This is a genomic window from Hymenobacter convexus, from assembly GCF_030580955.1.
Classification (GTDB): Bacteria; Bacteroidota; Bacteroidia; order Cytophagales; family Hymenobacteraceae; genus Hymenobacter.
Genome location: NZ_JAUQON010000001.1, coordinates 679,229 through 695,323 on the forward strand (window position 1 = coordinate 679,229; position 16,095 = coordinate 695,323).

A 16,095-nucleotide genomic window follows, 5' to 3' on the forward strand; every position below is an offset into this window, starting at 1 on the left:
ACGCTTCGGTGAAAGAGGAGCGGGGGCTGTTCCGAGATATGGTCAGTGCAGCATCAAAACCCCCAGTGAATCTTAATCGAAGGCCTTTTCATCATTCTGTCCTGTCATCAGTTTTAATTTTTCGACCTTTTCAGAGTGCCTTTGCCCGACATACCTATCTGTTAAGCAAAGGCACTTTTTGAAGCGTCAACCTGTTTTGATTCTCTTGCGCCCTTCTGGCGAACGGCGAAGAATCAGGCAGCTCAAAGCCAACAGCTACTAGCTTAACCCCAATCAAATGGCTTTCGCAAAAAACAAGAAAGTAGTTCAGGACTTCTCCAAAGTCACCATCTCGCTGGCCTCGCCCGAAGCAATTCTGGAGCGCAGCACAGGCGAAGTGGTGAAGCCTGAAACCATTAACTACCGCACGTACAAGCCCGAAATGGGTGGCCTGTTCTGCGAGCGGATTTTCGGTCCGGTAAAGGACTGGGAATGCCACTGCGGTAAGTACAAGCGCATTCGCTATAAGGGCATCATCTGCGACCGTTGCGGCGTGGAGGTGACCGAGAAGAAGGTGCGTCGTGAGCGCATGGGCCACATCGAACTGGTAGTGCCCGTTGCCCACATCTGGTACTTCAAATCGCTCCCTAACAAAATCGGCTACCTGCTGGGCCTGCCCACCAAGAAGCTCGACCAAATCATCTATTACGAGCGGTACGTCGTTGTTCAGCCCGGTTCGCTGGCGGAAGAAGGCGTGCAAGTGCTCGACTTCCTCACCGAGGACGAATACCTGGACATCATCGACAAGCTCCCCCGGGAGAACCAGATGCTGCCCAACGAGGACCCCAACAAGTTCATCGCCCGCATGGGTGCCGATGCCCTGCACATGTTGCTGGAGCGCATCAACCTGGACGAGTTGAGCTACTCGCTGCGGGACTCCGCTGCCCACGAGACCTCGCAGCAGCGTAAGGCGGAAGCCCTGAAGCGTCTGCGCGTGGTGGAAGCTTTCCGCGACGCGGCTACTCGCATCGAGAACAAGCCCGAGTGGATGGTAATCCGCATGGTGCCGGTGATTCCGCCGGAATTGCGCCCCCTCGTGCCGTTGGATGGTGGCCGTTTCGCCACTTCCGACTTGAACGACCTGTACCGCCGCGTTATCATCCGCAACAACCGCCTCAAGCGCCTGATTGAAATCAAAGCGCCCGAGGTGATTCTGCGGAACGAGAAGCGCATGCTGCAGGAAGCTGTTGACTCGTTGTTCGACAACTCGCGTAAGGTGAACGCCGTGCGCGCCGAAGGCAACCGTGCCCTGAAGTCGCTGTCCGATATGCTGAAAGGCAAGCAGGGCCGCTTCCGTCAGAACCTGCTCGGTAAGCGTGTCGATTACTCGGGTCGTTCGGTAATCGTCGTTGGTCCAGAGCTGAAGCTGCACGAGTGCGGCCTGCCCAAGAACATGGCGGCCGAGCTGTTCAAGCCGTTCATCATCCGCAAGCTCATCGAGCGCGGCATTGTGAAGACGGTGAAGTCGGCGAAGAAAATTGTGGACCGCAAGGACGCAGTGGTATGGGACATCCTGGAGAATGTGCTGAAAGGCCACCCGGTGCTCCTCAACCGGGCTCCTACGTTGCACCGCTTGGGCATCCAGGCATTCCAGCCGCGCCTCATCGAGGGCAAGGCTATCCAACTACACCCCCTGGTTTGTACGGCCTTCAACGCTGACTTTGACGGTGACCAGATGGCTGTGCACGTGCCCCTCGGCCCAGCTGCCATCCTGGAAGCTTCGATGCTCATGCTGGCGTCGCACAACATCCTGAACCCTGCCAACGGCGCGCCCATCGCGGTACCGTCGCAGGACATGGTTCTGGGTCTGTACTACGTAACCAAAGGCAAGCGCAGCACCGACAACGAGAAGATTCTCGGCGAAGGCCGCGTGTTCTACTCGGACGAAGAGGTTGTTATTGCCATCAACGAAGGCCAGCTCTCGAAGCACGCTTTCATTAAGGTACGTACCCAGATTCGCGACGAAAACGACGACCTCGTGACCAAGGTGGTTGACACCGTGGCCGGCCGCGTGCTGTTCAACCAGCTCGTACCCGAGGAAGTAGGTTTCGTGGACGAGCTGCTGACCAAGAAGAAGCTCCAGCAAATCATTTCGCTGGTGTTTAAGCGTACGGGCATGGCCCGCACCGCGCAGTTCCTCGATGACATCAAGACCCTCGGTTTCCAGTCGGCCTACAAAGGCGGTCTGAGCATGGGTCTGGGCGACATTAACATCCCTAAGGAGAAGGACGAACTGGTGCTGCAAGCCCAGAACGACGTGAAAGCTGTAACCCAGAACTACCAGATGGGTCTGATTACGGACAACGAGCGTTACAACCAGGTTATTGACATCTGGACGCGCATCAACAACCAGATTACGGAAACGTTGATGGGCCGTCTGGAGAAGGAAAACCAGGGCTTCAACTCCATCTACATGATGATGCACTCGGGAGCCCGCGGCTCGCGCGAGCAGATTCGTCAGCTGGGCGGGATGCGTGGCCTGATGGCCAAGCCCCAGAAGTCGTTGCAAGGCTCGATTGGCGAGATTATCGAAAACCCGATTCTGTCGAACTTCAAAGAAGGCCTCGACGTAATCGAATACTTTATCTCGACGCACGGTGCCCGTAAAGGTCTGGCTGACACGGCTCTGAAGACGGCTGACGCCGGCTACCTGACCCGTCGTCTGGTAGACGTGTCGCAGGACGTGATTGTGAACGAGCAGGACTGCGGTACGCTGCGTGGCATCGAGACCTTCGCCCTGAAGGACAACGAGGACATCGTGGAGCCCCTGGCCGAGCGTATCCTGGGCCGCGTGACGGTGCACGACATCGTGGACCCGCTGACCGGCGAGGTTATCCTGACTTCCGGCTCGGAAATCAAGGAAGACACCACTCGCCGCATCGATGCCACGGCTATCGAATCGGTGGAAATCCGCTCGGTGCTGACTTGCGAAAGTAAGCGCGGCATCTGCGCCAAGTGCTACGGCCGCAACCTGGCTTCGGGCCGCATGGTGCAACGTGGCGAGGCGGTCGGCGTTATCGCCGCTCAGTCGATTGGTGAGCCCGGCACGCAGCTGACCCTGCGTACCTTCCACGTAGGTGGTACGGCTTCCAACATCGCCGTTGAATCGAGCATCAAAGCCAAATTCGCCGGTATGGTCGAGTTCGAGGACGTTCGCACTGTAGCCACCGTGACGCCGGAAGGCGTGAAGGGCGCCGTGGTAATGGGCCGCTCGGGTGAAATCCGCATCGTGGAGAAAGGCACGGGCCGCGTCTTCACTTCCAACCACGTTCCTTACGGCTCCTTCATGCTGGTAGAGGAAGGCCAGGAAGTGGAAAAAGGCACGGAACTGAACACCTGGGACCCCTACAACGCCGTTATTCTGGCCGAGTTTGATGGTACCGTGCAGTTCGACGCCATCACCGAAGGCGTTACCTACCGTGAGGAATCGGACGAACAGACCGGTCACCGCGAGAAGGTAATCATCGAGTCGAAGGCCAAAGACCAGAACCCGTCCATCATCATCCGCCCCGGCAAAAAGGGCGATGCCGAAGGCCAGAAGGCCTACAGCATCCCGGTGGGCTCGCACTTGAACGTCGAGAACAACGAGAAAATCACGGCTGGTCACATCCTCGCCAAGATTCCTCGCTCGGTGGGCAAGACCCGCGACATCACTGGTGGTCTGCCGCGCGTAACGGAGCTTTTCGAAGCCCGGAACCCGTCAAACCCCGCTGTGGTATCGGAAATCGATGGCGTCGTAACTTACGGCACCGTGAAACGCGGTAACCGTGAAATCTACGTCGAGTCGAAAGATGGGGTGAAGAAAAAGTACATGGTGCCGCTGTCGAAGCACATTCTGGTGCAGGACAACGACTTCATCCGCGCCGGTATGCCGCTGTCGGATGGTGCCATCACGCCTTCGGACATCCTGAGCATTCAGGGCCCCGGCGCTGTGCAGGAGTACCTCGTGAACGAGATTCAGGAAGTGTACCGCTTGCAGGGTGTAAAAATCAACGATAAGCACATCGAAGTGGTCGTCCGCCAGATGATGCAGAAAGTCGTGATTCTGGATGCCGGTGACACGTCGTTCCTCGAAAACCAGGTGATTGATAAAATCATCTTCATGGCCGAGAACGACATGATTATCGACATGAAAGTGGTGACCGAAGCCGGTGACTCGACCAACCTGAAGCCCGGTCAGATTGTGACGGCTCGCCGCCTCCGCGACGAGAACAGCAGCCTGAAACGCCGCGACCTGGCCCTCGTGCAAGTGCGCGACGCCCAGCCTTCGGTATCGCGTCCCACGCTGCAGGGCATCACGCAAGCTTCGTTGGGTACGGCCTCGTTCATCTCGGCCGCTTCCTTCCAGGAAACGACCAAGGTGCTGAGCGAAGCCGCCATCCGTGGCAAGGCCGACCAGCTGCTGGGCCTGAAGGAGAACGTAATCGTTGGTCACCTCATCCCGGCCGGTACTGGCTTGCGCGAGTACACGCGTCAGGTAGTAGGCTCGAAAGAGGAGATGGAAGCTGCCCAAGCCGCCCAGGCGGCCGAAGCGGCAGTTCCCGCCAAGCGCCCCAGCCGTGCTGGCAAGCGCGAAGTGTCGGCTGAGTAATCCGCCGTAGGTTTGTAATGGAAAAGCCGACTGGGGTATCCCGGTCGGCTTTTTCTGTTTTGACGAGATATCAATCTGAACTAGCCACCTGATTTATGTCAATTCTAAATTCAGAAATCGAAACTAGTTTACTAACTCTTCTCGGGTTAATGGCTTATGTGGCAGTAGGGGCTTGGTATATATTGGGCATTTTACTTCTGCTGGTTTACGTTGCAATACTGTTCATCTTTATCTTCAGTAAGAATACGTTTTGGCGTGTTGTTGCATGGATTCCTAGTATTCTGGTTGGAATAATGAGCACACATATACTGCGTGCTCATTGGGATGGTCTGGAAGCAGCCATTTGCGCCTTTTTACTCGTTCCAGCTTTAGTAGGTATTTTCACAGAGCACAGGTTGAGTCGTAAAAGAATGCGAACAAATAAATGAAGAGACTTCGCTAGGTCGGTCAGCACGACGTTATTTATACTTTAAACACACTCACCCTATGCAACCAACCGACCAAAACCCAGACCCCAACGCCATCAACATCGAGCTTTCCGAAGCCATGGCCGAGGGCGAATACGCCAACCTCGCCATGATTGCGCACAGCAACAGCGAGTTCGTGATTGACTTCATCCGCATGATGCCCGGCCTGCCCAAGGCCAAGGTGAAGGCGCGCATCGTCGTCACGCCCGAGCACGCCAAGCGCCTGTTGCAAGCCCTGACCGAGAACATCGAGCGGTTTGAAGCCGCTTTCGGCACCATCAAGATGCAGAGCGAAGCGCCTAGCTACCCGATGAACTTCGGCGGCGCGGTAGGGGAGGCGTAAGAAATTTCTTGCCGCTCGTTTATCTTTAGTGTCTATGGAAATCGTCTTTGAAGTGCCCGCTGAGAAGGCGGAGTTCATGCTGGAACTGTTGCGTAGCATTCGCTTCGTGAAGAACCCGCGGCGACTGCGGGTGCGAAAAGTATCTACGCCCTCACCTGACACTGAGAAGAAATAGAATCTACTGATTAAATGCACAACAGGCCCGCCGGACTTCGGCGGGCCTGTTGTGTTTATTTGCTTTAGAATAATTCAACTATGAGAGCAAAACGATTACGCGGGTTTGGTAGACACATGCGCGTACATATAAAACGGGCTGCTAGTGATGTGGCACTGGATACCGATTGGCTTGAGCAACATCACTACGATTACGAGAAGTTAGGATTGGCTCCCTGGCACGTATCGGATAAGCCTCCACTTGCTATAAGAAAGCTATGGTTGGGTAAGTTGGTTGTGGACTTTCAGCAATGGCACAAGCAATTGAAGCAGCAATATGCTGACTTCTATCTGGCAATCTGGCTATTTGAACCCCATTTTGGTGATTCACAGCTTGTAGCTGGTATTGAAGAACAAAAAGCGCACTACGAAGGGCTTTTTGGAGAGCCAGTGGCACTGTCACTCCCAATGGAATACCAAGTATTGCCAGGAGTAAGGGATTTGCAATGGACTGCTCTTGCTTACGTCACTCCATTCTACCCGGAAGATTTCGCTTCATTAGGTTCTTGGGCATTGAAGAAGCCGCATTGGCCAACGGAATCACCCAGCGGGGAAAAGATGATTGCCGTGCAAATAGGGGTGGTGTGGGTCGGGAAAATGGCGTAGTCAAAATTAACATCCTCACTCTGTTTGCTATTGCGGTGAAATAATCTTACCTTTGCAAGCCAAATTTTAGGGGCAAACGGCTCCAAACAAACCATTCGCTAAATGCCAACCATTAACCAACTCGTACGGAAAGGCCGTGAGGCTTTGACTACCAAGTCGAAGTCGCCCGCCCTTGATTCGTGCCCGCAGCGTCGGGGCGTGTGCACCCGTGTGTACACCACCACGCCTAAGAAGCCGAACTCGGCTATGCGCAAAGTGGCCCGTGTGCGCCTTACCAACGGTAAGGAAGTAAACGCATACATCCCCGGTGAAGGCCACAACCTCCAGGAACACAGCATTGTGCTGATTCGTGGCGGCCGGGTTAAAGACTTGCCAGGTGTTCGCTACCACATCATCCGTGGCGCCCTGGACACCGCCGGTGTAAGCGGCCGCACGCAGCGCCGTTCGAAGTACGGTGCCAAGCGCCCGAAGCCGGGTCAACCCGCCGCAGCAGCTGGCAAGGGTGGCAAAGGCGCACCCGCTAAAAAGAAATAAATAGAATTAGTAGCGAGTAATAAGTATTGAGTGGCAGGCCAGTCCTGCTGCTCGCTACTCAATACTTACTACTACATACTTACTACTATCATGAGAAAGTCAAAACCGAAGAAGCGCATCTTGCTGCCGGACCCTAAGTACAAGGAGACGCTGGTAACCCGTTTCGTGAACTACATGATGTACGACGGCAAGAAAAACCTGGCGTACACCATCTTCTATGACGCCTGCGACCTCGTGGAGCAGCGCACCAAGGAGAGCGGCCTCGAAATGTGGCGCAAAGCGTTGAACAACGTGATGCCCACCGTGGAAGTGAAAAGCCGCCGCGTAGGTGGTGCCACCTTCCAGGTTCCGATTGAAGTGCGCGCCGACCGCCGCATTTCGGTAGGTGCCAAATGGATGATTCAGTACGCCCGTCGTCGTGGTGAGAAGACCATGAAGGACAAGCTGGCTGGCGAAATCATCGCTGCCGCCAAAGGCGAAGGTGCTGCCGTTAAGAAAAAAGACGACACCCACCGCATGGCTGAGGCCAACAAGGCCTTCTCGCACTTCCGTTTCTAAACTGGAAATTTGGGTTTGGGGTCTTAGGGACTTGGATTTATTTGACGGACTGTTCTGTTAAACGACCCAAGACCTGAGACCCCAAATTTTAAGCCTTAACCAACATCATGGCCGTTAACAAAGAACTTTACTACCTCCGCAACATCGGGATTATGGCGCACATCGACGCCGGTAAGACCACGACGTCGGAGCGTATTCTGTATTACACGGGTAAAACCCACAAAATCGGGGAAGTGCACGACGGTGCCGCCACGATGGACTGGATGGAGCAGGAGCAGGAGCGCGGCATCACGATTACCTCGGCTGCCACCACCACGTTCTGGAACTACCCCACCGACATCAAGGGTGACCCGACTGCTGACACCAAGCAGTACAAAATCAACCTGATTGACACCCCCGGCCACGTTGACTTCACGGTAGAAGTAGAACGTTCGCTGCGTGTGCTCGATGGTGCCGTGGCCCTGTTCTGCGCCGTTTCGGGCGTGGAGCCGCAGTCGGAAACCGTATGGCGTCAGGCTGACAAGTACAAAGTGCCCCGCATCTGCTTCGTCAACAAGATGGACCGTGCCGGCGCTGACTTCTTCAAAGCCGTGAACGAAATCAAGGAGAAGCTGGGCGCAAACCCCATTCCCCTGCAGATTCCGATTGGTGCCGAAGAAACTTTCAAAGGCGTTGTTGACCTGCTGACTGGCAAAGCCATCGTGTGGGACGACAAAACCGAAGGCAAATCGTACGACGAAGTTCCCGTTCCCGAGGACCTCGTGGAGACGGTAGCCGAGTGGCGTCAGAAGCTCATCGAGAGCGTAGCCGAGTACGATGACGCGTTGCTGGAGAAGTTCTTCGACAACCCCGATTCCATCACGAAAGAGGAAATGATGGTTGTTATCCGCCAGGCGGTTATCGACATGAAATTCTCGCCCGTGCTCTGCGGTTCGGCCTTCAAAAACAAGGGCGTTCAAACGATGCTGGATGCTGTGATGGCCTACCTGCCGTCGCCCCTCGACATGCCCGCCATCATCGGTACCAACCCCGAGAGCGGCGAGGAAATGGAGCGTCACCCCGACAACTCGGAGCCTTTCACCGCTCTGGCGTTCAAAATTGCTACCGACCCGTTCGTAGGCCGTCTGTGCTTCTTCCGCTGCTACAGCGGTGTGCTCGACTCGGGCTCGTACGTGCTCAACAATCGCACCGGCAAGAAGGAGCGTATCTCGCGCCTCATGCAGATGCACTCCAACAAGCAGAACCCCATCGACAAGATTCAGGCCGGTGACATTGCTGCAGGTGTTGGTTTCAAAGACATCAAAACCGGCGACACGCTGACCGATGAGAAGAACCCGATGGTTCTCGAGTCGATGAGCTTCCCCGAGCCGGTAATTGGCTACGCCATCGAGCCGAAAACGCAGGCTGACGTCGACAAAATGGGCATGGCCATCGCCAAGCTCATCGAGGAAGACCCCACGCTGCGCGTGAACACGGACGAGGAAACCGGCCAGACCATCCTCCGCGGCATGGGCGAGCTTCACCTTGAAATCATCATCGACCGCATGCGTCGTGAATTCAAAGTGGAAATCAACCAGGGTGCCCCGCAGGTGGCCTACAAGGAAATTCTTACCAAGGTGGTCGACCACCGCGAAACATACAAGAAGCAGACCGGTGGCCGCGGTAAATTCGGCGACATCGTGTTTGAACTGGGTCCGAAAGAAACCGAGCCTGAAAAGGCTGGTCTGGAGTTCGACAACGCCATTGTGGGCGGTGTTATCCCCCGCGAATTCATTCAGCCCATCCAGAAAGGTTTCGAAGAAGCCATGAAGCGTGGTCCATTGGCGGGCTTCCCCATCGAAACGATGAAGGTGCGCCTATACCACGGCTCGTTCCACGACGTTGACTCGGATGCCCTGTCGTTCGAACTCGCCGCCCGTGACGGTTTCCGTGAAGCTGCCAAGAAGGCCGGCCCGAAATTGCTGGAGCCCATCATGGCGGTTGAAGTGGTTTGCCCCGACGAGTACACGGGTCCCGTAACCGGTGACTTGAACCGTCGTCGTGGTCTGATGAAAGGCATGGACACCAAAGCCGGTGCCCAGGTTATCAAGGCCGATGTTCCGCTGTCGGAACTGTTCGGCTACGTAACCGCGCTCCGTACGATTTCGTCGGGTCGTGCTTCGGCTTCGCTCACGTTCTCGCACTACGAGCAAGTGCCGAGCAACATGGCCGATGCTATTGTTGCCAAAACCAAAGGAGGTAAATAAGTGACTAGCGGTTAGTAGCTGCTGTTTGTCGGCTACTAACCGCTAATCATTAAATCAAAGCTTTTCAAAACGGAGGCAATCGGCTTCCACCAATCACAATGAACCAGAAAATTCGCATTAAGCTGAAAAGCTACGACCACAACCTCGTAGACAAATCGGCCGAGAAAATCGTGAAAGCTGTGAAGGCCACCGGTGCCATCGTTAGCGGCCCGATTCCTTTGCCGACCCAAAAGGAGAAGTTCACCGTGCTGCGCTCGCCCCACGTGAACAAGAAGAGCCGGGAGCAGTTCCAGCTTTGCACCTACAAGCGCCTCGTAGACATCTTCTCGACCTCGTCGAAGACCGTTGATGCCCTGATGAAGCTGGAATTGCCCAGCGGCGTTGACGTAGAAATCAAAGTCTGAGGCACCGATTTCAGTCTTAATTGAGTTAAAGCCCCACCGCAATTCGTTGCGGTGGGGCTTTTTCTTTGGAACTTGCGCGGCCACTACTGATTCTTCATGCTTGCTGTCTTTTCTCTTGAGCGACTACACCGTTCTGCCTTCTTCTTCTGTGTCTGCATCATCATCAGCATTTTCTTGGCCAACTGGCTGAGAGTGGCGTTGGGAATTGCAATGGGAGGACTGGCCGTGACCGGGGTGGTCTACGCCTTGGTGCATAAGCGCGTTGCGAACTTGAGACTATGGCCAGTCTTTGGAAGTATTGCCTTGGTCTATGTGCTACACCTGACCGCAGGCCTCCATACCGAGGCGGCCAATATGGATGAATACCGGTTCGATTTAGGAATGCAATTGCCTTTCCTGATGCTGCCGCTGGCATTCTGGATACTACCGCCTTTTCCGGGCCGCTACTTGCGTTGGCTATGGTTATTGTTCATCGCCATAACGACGCTGGCCGCAGTAGGGGCCACTATCAACTATGCCCTGCACGCGGCTGAGATTAACGAGAGCTACTACCGCTCGAAAGTGATGCCGACGGAACCTGACCACATCCGCTTCAGTCTAATGATTACGCTTGCCATCGCAGCCGGTATCACATTACTGGAGCGCCAAGCAGTACGGACAGCTTGGCGGCCTTGGATGATTGGAATTATAGTGGCGCTGGTTCTTTTCCTGCACATGCTCGCGGTGCGTAGTGGCGAAATGACCTTCTATGCGTTAGGTGGACTGGCGGTGCTGTGGCTGGTGCTTCGTAAGCAGCAGTGGAGGCGAGCCGGAATACTTGCCGCTGCGTTGCTTTTATTACCTGTCTTCAGCTATGTAGCTTTTCCGACCTTCCGGAATAAGATATCGAATACCAAAACTGACGTTACTGTAGCTCGTCAGAAGACTAGCGACGAGGGAAAGAAATTCTCTATATCCGGACGTCTCTACTCCTATAAAGCCGCGCTGAACGTCTGGGAGGACAATAAGCTCTTTGGTGTCGGTAAGCCAGATTTGGAAAGCGAAATGGCCATCCGCTACGCCGAAACCTATCCGGAAATGACCAGTGAATACTATATCCTGCCCCACAACCAGTATCTATATAATCTGGCCGCGTATGGTGTGGTAGGGCTATTGGTCTTCTGCTGGGCAATGTTCTATCCTGCTTGGTGGGCCCGGCATAAGTGCGCCCCATTGTTGCTGGCCCAGTACGTCAGCATCGCTCTTTCCTTCCTAGTCGAATACACGCTGGAAACGCAGATTGGCTTAGCCTTCGTCTTGTTCTTCCTGATGCTGGCTTTGCAAGGCTCCCTGCCGAGCGACGACAACGACCCCGTCTGGCGCCCGGCCTAAATCGCCCAGCAAAACACGCCATCCACCGGAGCTAACAGCCTCACTGAGAAAATATTTCTCAGCCACATTGGGATAGCGCCAGCTTTTTTTCTATCTTTGCACTCCCTTAGCGAAAACGGCACTCGGCCGTTTTCTTTTTGTGTTCATTAATAACCAAATAGAATGCCTGGCATCATCGGTAAAAAAATCGGTATGACAAGCCTCTTCACTCCGGATGGGAAAAACATTCCCTGCACGCTCATCGAAGCGGGTCCGTGCGTAGTGACGCAGGTTAAGACTATCGCGAATGACGGTTACACCGCCATTCAAATTGGGTACGGCGAGAAAAAAGAGAAGAACACCACCAAAGCATTGGTTGGTCACTTCAAAAAAGCCGGTACTACCCCCAAGAAAAAATTGGTTGAATTCCGCCTCGACGCCGAATCGACCTACGCCGCTGGCGCTACCATCGACGCGACTCTCTTCGAAGAGGGCGAGTTTGTGGACGTAGTAGGCACTTCCAAAGGCAAGGGTTTCCAGGGCGTTGTAAAGCGTTACAACTTCCAGGGTGTTGGTGGCCAGACCCACGGCCAGCACAACCGCCTGCGTCACCCCGGTTCTATCGGTGCTTGCTCGTGGCCTTCGCGCGTATTCAAAGGAATGCGCATGGGTGGCCGCATGGGCAACGACCGCGTGAAAGTGCAGAACCTGAAGGTGATGCGCGTAGTAGGCGACAAGAACCTGATTCTGGTGAGCGGCTCGATTCCCGGCGCGAAGAATTCTTACGTGGTAATCGAGAAATAGACTAGTACGATGGAACTCGCAGTATATAACCTCAAAGGCGAAGACACCGGCCGCAAAGTGACCCTGTCTGACGCCATCTTCGGTCTCGAAGTAAACGAGCACGTGATGTACCTGGACGTGAAGCAGTACCTGGCCAACCAGCGCCAGGGCACGCACAAGTCCAAGCAGCGCAACGAGGTGCACGGCACCACGAAGAAGCTGAAGAAGCAAAAAGGTACGGGCGGTGCCCGCGCCGGCAGCATGAAGTCGGGTGTGTTCGTAGGTGGTGGCCGCATGTTCGGTCCCCAGCCCCGCGACTACGGCTTCAAACTGAACAAGAAGACCAAGCGCGTAGCTCGCCTCTCGGCCCTGTCGAGCCTGGCGAAGGACGGCAAGATTTCCCTGGTGGAAACCATCTCGCTGGCTGCTCCCCGCACCAAGGACTTCGTTGCCATCCTCGACGGCCTCAAGCTGAACAATGGCAAAAAGACCATGCTCGTGACCGGTGAGGTCAACAAAAACGTGCTCCTGAGCGCCCGCAACCTGCAGAAAGTGAAAGTGTCGACGCCCGTAGGCCTCAACACCCACGACCTGCTGAACACGGACACGCTCCTGATTTCGGAAGACGGCATGGCTTCATTGGTTGAACTCTATAGCACCGCCGAATAATGAGCACCCTGAAACGCCCCATCGTTACCGAAAAGGCCACCGGCCTGAACGAGAAAGGTCGCTACACGTTCGAAGTGGAGCGCACCGCCAACAAAGTGCAAATCAAGAAGGACATTGAATCGCTGTACGGCGTGACGGTAACCGAAATCAACACGATGCGCACCATTGGCAAAATGAAGTCGAAAGGCACCAAAGGCGGCCAGGTTTCCGGTCGTCGCGCCCACGGCAAGAAAGCCATTGTGACCGTGAAAGAAGGCGATGTAATCGACTTCTACGGCAACCTCTAGGCCGCAAGCTTCGCCTCAAATTTTTCGCCGCAAAAGCACAACTAGCTAGTAATGGCACTTAAAAAACTCAGACCAACAACCCCAGGGCAGCGCTTCCGCGTTGCGCCGGCGTTCGACGAGATTACGACGTCGACCCCGGAGAAGTCGCTGATGACTTCCCTCTCCAAATCGGGTGGCCGGAACTCTTCCGGTAAAATGTCCAACCGCTACATCGGCGGTGGTCATAAAACCCAGTACCGCATCGTGGACTTCAAGCGCGACAAAGCCGGTGTTCCGGCCGTCGTGAAGTCCATCGAGTACGACCCCAACCGCACCGCGCGTATCGCCCTCGTCAACTATGCCGATGGTGAGAAGCGTTACATCATCGCTCCCGCCGGCATGACGGTAGGCGCGAAGATTGTGTCGGGCCCCGGCGTCGCTCCCGAAGTAGGCAATACCTTGCCGCTGCGTGAGATTCCCCTCGGTACCATCCTCCACAACATTGAGTTGCAGCCCGGCCAGGGCGCGGCCATGGCTCGCTCGGCCGGTACCTACGCCCAAATCGTAGCCCGCGAAGAGAAGTACGCCACGCTGAAATTGCCTTCGGGCGAGATGCGCATGGTGCTCGTGACCTGCATGGCCACCGTTGGTACCGTGTCGAACGGCGACCACATGAACACTGTGATGGGCAAAGCCGGCCGTAACCGCTGGGCTGGTCGTCGTCCGCGTGTTCGTGGTGTGGTAATGAACCCTGTCGACCACCCCATGGGTGGTGGCGAAGGCAAATCGTCGGGTGGTCACCCGCGTAGCCGTAACGGCATTTTGGCTAAGGGCCAGAAGACTCGTAACAAGAACAAGTATTCGGAGAACCTGATTGTGAGCCGCAAAGGCAAGAAGTAATATATGGCACGTTCACTCAAAAAAGGGCCGTACATTGACTTCCGGCTGGAAAAGAAAGTCACGGCACTCGAAACGGCTGGTAAGAAATCGGTGGTGAAGACTTGGTCGCGCCGCTCGATGATTTCCCCGGATTTCGTTGGCCACACATTCGCTGTTCACAACGGCAATAAGTTCATCCCGGTGTATGTGACCGAGAACATGGTAGGGCACAAGTTGGGCGAATTCGCCCCGACGCGTAACTTCCGTGGTCACGTCGCCAAAAAAGATAAAGGCAAGCGCTAAGATGGAAGCAGTAGCAAAACTCCGCAATGTGCCGACCTCGCCTCGTAAGATGCGACTGGTGGCCGACCTCGTGCGCGGCAAGAAAGTGACCCAGGCCCTCGGCCTGTTGCGCTTTGAAGCCAACATCGGCGCCGAGAAGATTGAGAAACTGCTCCTTTCGGCCTTGGCCAACTGGCAGCAGCACAACGAAGAAGAGCGGATTGAGGACGCAAACCTCTACATCAGCGAAATCTTCGTGGACGAAGGCCGCCAGTTGAAGCGCCTGCGCCCCGCCCCCCAGGGTCGTGGCCACCGCATCCGCAAGCGCAGCAACCACGTGACGCTGAAAATCGACACGAAAGTGGAGAAGCTCGGCAGCAAAGGCGCTAAAGCAGCCGCCACTACCGAAAACCCTAAGGCCGACGCCAAATCCTAAGTTAATATGGGACAGAAAGTAAATCCGGTTGGCTTCCGCTTGGGAGTAATCAAAGGCTGGGACTCCAACTGGTACGGCGGCAAGGACTTCGCCGAGAAACTGGTGGAGGACGAGAAAATCCGCAAGTACATCAACGCTCGTATTCAGAAAGGTGGCATCAGCCGCATTGTGATTGAGCGCACCCTGAAGCGCATTACCATCACCATCAACACGGCGCGTCCGGGTGTGGTGATTGGCAAAGGCGGCCAGGAAGTAGACAAGATTAAGGACGAGCTGAAGCAAATCACCAGCAAAGACGTTCAAATCAACATCTTCGAAATTAAGCGTCCGGAGTTGGATGCCAAGCTGGTAGGCGAGAGCATCGCCCAGCAGTTGGCCGCTCGTATCTCCTTCCGTCGCGCCATGAAAATGTCGATTCAAGCTGCCATGCGTGTTGGTGCCGAAGGTATCAAGATTCAGTGCGGTGGCCGTCTCGGCGGTGCGGAGATTGCCCGTTCGGAGCAGTACAAAGAAGGTCGTACGCCGCTGCACACGCTGCGCGCCGATATCGACTACGCTTTGTCGGAAGCTCAGACCGTGTATGGCAAAATCGGCATCAAGGTGTGGGTAATGCGCGGTGAGGTGTTCGGCAAGCCCGACCTCTCGCCCAACCAGCAGCTCACCAACCCCGGTGGCGGCGAAGGTGGCGGTGGTCGTCGTGACGACCGTGGCCCCCGCGGCGAGCGTCGCGAAGGCGACCGTGGCCCGCGTCGTGACGGTGGTGCTGGTCGTGGCAACGCTGGCGGTGGCGACCGCGCCCCCCGTGGCGCTGGCGACAACGCCGGTCCCCGTCGCAACGGCCCCGCCCAAGGCGGTGGTGCTGCCGGCGGTGCTGCTCGCGGCCCGCGTCGCTAGAACAAAGTCAAGTCATTTCGCTTCGTTTGCCGCTTTCAGGTGAACGAAGCGAAATGTTCGGCTGTTCGCCCCTCTCTCTTACAGAACACTCTCTTTATTTAAAATCAAATGTTACAACCGAAAAGGACCAAGTATCGCAAGATGCAAAAGGGTCGCGTAACAGGCCTCGCCTACCGCGGCAGCTCCATAGACTTCGGTTCGTTCGCTATCAAGTCGCTGGAAGTGTCTTGGATTACGGCTCGCCAAATTGAGGCTGCTCGTATCGCCATGACCCGCGCCATGAAACGCGAAGGGCAAGTATGGATTCGCATTTTCCCCGACAAGCCGATTACCAAGAAGCCCGCTGAGGTGCGCATGGGTAAAGGCAAAGGCTCGCCCGAGTATTGGGTAGCCTGCGTGAAGCCCGGCCAAATCATGTTCGAGTCGGACGGTGTGTCGCTGGAAGTAGCTAAAGAATCGCTGCGTCTGGCGGCTCAGAAGCTCCCCGTAAAAACTTCATTCGTGGTTCGCCGCGACTATACGGACGCTGCTTAAG

Annotated in this window: 18 protein-coding genes; all 18 read left to right on the forward strand. The window is 55.6% G+C overall.

Annotated features, from left to right (window positions below; translation table 11 throughout):
* The first annotated feature begins 277 nt into the window (after positions 1–277).
* The 18 genes from rpoC to rplP all read left to right on the forward strand — a co-directional run bounded on the left by rpoC (position 278) and on the right by rplP (position 16,094).
* Positions 278–4,630, forward strand: a complete 4,353-nt coding sequence (gene rpoC / locus Q4S41_RS02670) for a DNA-directed RNA polymerase subunit beta' (RefSeq protein ID WP_305029576.1) — start codon at positions 278–280, stop codon at positions 4,628–4,630.
* Between the two features lie 95 nt (positions 4,631–4,725).
* Positions 4,726–5,058 carry a hypothetical protein gene (locus Q4S41_RS02675; protein ID WP_305029577.1) on the forward strand — a complete coding sequence of 111 codons (333 nt, stop codon included), beginning with the start codon at positions 4,726–4,728 and terminating at the stop codon, positions 5,056–5,058.
* A 58-nt stretch (positions 5,059–5,116) separates the two neighbouring features.
* A complete protein-coding gene (locus tag Q4S41_RS02680) occupies positions 5,117–5,440 on the forward strand; it encodes a DUF3467 domain-containing protein (protein ID WP_046245258.1) in 324 nt (107 codons plus the stop codon).
* Positions 5,441–5,474: 34 nt separating this feature from the next.
* The gene (locus Q4S41_RS02685; protein ID WP_305029578.1) at positions 5,475–5,615 is read left to right on the forward strand and encodes a hypothetical protein; all 141 of its coding nucleotides are present in this window, start codon (positions 5,475–5,477) and stop codon (positions 5,613–5,615) included.
* A gap of 80 nt (positions 5,616–5,695) precedes the next feature.
* On the forward strand, positions 5,696–6,259 hold the full coding sequence (locus Q4S41_RS02690) for a hypothetical protein (protein WP_305029579.1): 564 nt from the start codon (positions 5,696–5,698) through the stop codon (positions 6,257–6,259).
* 102 nt (positions 6,260–6,361) lie between these two features.
* Complete coding sequence (gene rpsL / locus Q4S41_RS02695; protein WP_068191715.1) at positions 6,362–6,793, forward strand: 30S ribosomal protein S12; 432 nt, start codon at positions 6,362–6,364, stop codon at positions 6,791–6,793.
* 90 nt (positions 6,794–6,883) lie between these two features.
* Positions 6,884–7,351, forward strand: coding sequence for a 30S ribosomal protein S7 (gene rpsG / locus Q4S41_RS02700; RefSeq protein WP_035567919.1), 468 nt, complete (start codon positions 6,884–6,886; stop codon positions 7,349–7,351).
* 107 nt (positions 7,352–7,458) lie between these two features.
* Positions 7,459–9,597, forward strand: coding sequence for an elongation factor G (gene fusA / locus Q4S41_RS02705; RefSeq protein WP_305029580.1), 2,139 nt, complete (start codon positions 7,459–7,461; stop codon positions 9,595–9,597).
* Positions 9,598–9,695: 98 nt separating this feature from the next.
* A complete protein-coding gene (gene rpsJ / locus Q4S41_RS02710; protein WP_035567915.1) occupies positions 9,696–10,001 on the forward strand; it encodes a 30S ribosomal protein S10 in 306 nt (101 codons plus the stop codon).
* Between the two features lie 96 nt (positions 10,002–10,097).
* Positions 10,098–11,372, forward strand: a complete 1,275-nt coding sequence (locus Q4S41_RS02715; RefSeq protein WP_305029581.1) for an O-antigen ligase family protein — start codon at positions 10,098–10,100, stop codon at positions 11,370–11,372.
* Positions 11,373–11,534: 162 nt separating this feature from the next.
* Positions 11,535–12,155 (forward strand): 50S ribosomal protein L3, encoded by a 621-nt coding sequence (rplC, locus tag Q4S41_RS02720; RefSeq protein ID WP_196291005.1) that lies wholly within the window; start codon positions 11,535–11,537, stop codon positions 12,153–12,155.
* Between the two features lie 9 nt (positions 12,156–12,164).
* Complete coding sequence (rplD, locus tag Q4S41_RS02725; RefSeq protein ID WP_305029582.1) at positions 12,165–12,803, forward strand: 50S ribosomal protein L4; 639 nt, start codon at positions 12,165–12,167, stop codon at positions 12,801–12,803.
* On the forward strand, positions 12,803–13,090 hold the full coding sequence (gene rplW, locus Q4S41_RS02730; protein ID WP_208178125.1) for a 50S ribosomal protein L23: 288 nt from the start codon (positions 12,803–12,805) through the stop codon (positions 13,088–13,090). The genes rplD and rplW overlap by 1 nt, the downstream gene beginning before the upstream one ends.
* A gap of 51 nt (positions 13,091–13,141) precedes the next feature.
* Positions 13,142–13,969, forward strand: coding sequence for a 50S ribosomal protein L2 (gene rplB / locus Q4S41_RS02735; protein WP_196291007.1), 828 nt, complete (start codon positions 13,142–13,144; stop codon positions 13,967–13,969).
* A 3-nt stretch (positions 13,970–13,972) separates the two neighbouring features.
* On the forward strand, positions 13,973–14,251 hold the full coding sequence (gene rpsS / locus Q4S41_RS02740) for a 30S ribosomal protein S19 (RefSeq protein ID WP_068191730.1): 279 nt from the start codon (positions 13,973–13,975) through the stop codon (positions 14,249–14,251).
* Between the two features lies 1 nt (position 14,252).
* Complete coding sequence (rplV, locus tag Q4S41_RS02745) at positions 14,253–14,666, forward strand: 50S ribosomal protein L22 (RefSeq protein ID WP_305009690.1); 414 nt, start codon at positions 14,253–14,255, stop codon at positions 14,664–14,666.
* A 6-nt stretch (positions 14,667–14,672) separates the two neighbouring features.
* The gene (gene rpsC, locus Q4S41_RS02750; protein WP_196291009.1) at positions 14,673–15,560 is read left to right on the forward strand and encodes a 30S ribosomal protein S3; all 888 of its coding nucleotides are present in this window, start codon (positions 14,673–14,675) and stop codon (positions 15,558–15,560) included.
* A 108-nt stretch (positions 15,561–15,668) separates the two neighbouring features.
* On the forward strand, positions 15,669–16,094 hold the full coding sequence (gene rplP, locus Q4S41_RS02755) for a 50S ribosomal protein L16 (protein WP_046246580.1): 426 nt from the start codon (positions 15,669–15,671) through the stop codon (positions 16,092–16,094).
* Position 16,095: the final 1 nt, after the last annotated feature.

Bases quoted from the DNA above. Each gene is read 5' to 3' on its own strand.
- rpoC (WP_305029576.1), top strand. From the start codon at position 278: ATGGCTTTCGCAAAAAACAAGAAAGTAGTTCAGGACTTCTCCAAAGTC.
- Q4S41_RS02675 (WP_305029577.1), top strand. From the start codon at position 4,726: ATGTCAATTCTAAATTCAGAAATCGAAACTAGTTTACTAACTCTTCTC.
- Q4S41_RS02680 (WP_046245258.1), top strand. From the start codon at position 5,117: ATGCAACCAACCGACCAAAACCCAGACCCCAACGCCATCAACATCGAG.
- Q4S41_RS02685 (WP_305029578.1), top strand. From the start codon at position 5,475: ATGGAAATCGTCTTTGAAGTGCCCGCTGAGAAGGCGGAGTTCATGCTG.
- Q4S41_RS02690 (WP_305029579.1), top strand. From the start codon at position 5,696: ATGAGAGCAAAACGATTACGCGGGTTTGGTAGACACATGCGCGTACAT.
- rpsL (WP_068191715.1), top strand. From the start codon at position 6,362: ATGCCAACCATTAACCAACTCGTACGGAAAGGCCGTGAGGCTTTGACT.
- rpsG (WP_035567919.1), top strand. From the start codon at position 6,884: ATGAGAAAGTCAAAACCGAAGAAGCGCATCTTGCTGCCGGACCCTAAG.
- fusA (WP_305029580.1), top strand. From the start codon at position 7,459: ATGGCCGTTAACAAAGAACTTTACTACCTCCGCAACATCGGGATTATG.
- rpsJ (WP_035567915.1), top strand. From the start codon at position 9,696: ATGAACCAGAAAATTCGCATTAAGCTGAAAAGCTACGACCACAACCTC.
- Q4S41_RS02715 (WP_305029581.1), top strand. From the start codon at position 10,098: ATGCTTGCTGTCTTTTCTCTTGAGCGACTACACCGTTCTGCCTTCTTC.
- rplC (WP_196291005.1), top strand. From the start codon at position 11,535: ATGCCTGGCATCATCGGTAAAAAAATCGGTATGACAAGCCTCTTCACT.
- rplD (WP_305029582.1), top strand. From the start codon at position 12,165: ATGGAACTCGCAGTATATAACCTCAAAGGCGAAGACACCGGCCGCAAA.
- rplW (WP_208178125.1), top strand. From the start codon at position 12,803: ATGAGCACCCTGAAACGCCCCATCGTTACCGAAAAGGCCACCGGCCTG.
- rplB (WP_196291007.1), top strand. From the start codon at position 13,142: ATGGCACTTAAAAAACTCAGACCAACAACCCCAGGGCAGCGCTTCCGC.
- rpsS (WP_068191730.1), top strand. From the start codon at position 13,973: ATGGCACGTTCACTCAAAAAAGGGCCGTACATTGACTTCCGGCTGGAA.
- rplV (WP_305009690.1), top strand. From the start codon at position 14,253: ATGGAAGCAGTAGCAAAACTCCGCAATGTGCCGACCTCGCCTCGTAAG.
- rpsC (WP_196291009.1), top strand. From the start codon at position 14,673: ATGGGACAGAAAGTAAATCCGGTTGGCTTCCGCTTGGGAGTAATCAAA.
- rplP (WP_046246580.1), top strand. From the start codon at position 15,669: ATGTTACAACCGAAAAGGACCAAGTATCGCAAGATGCAAAAGGGTCGC.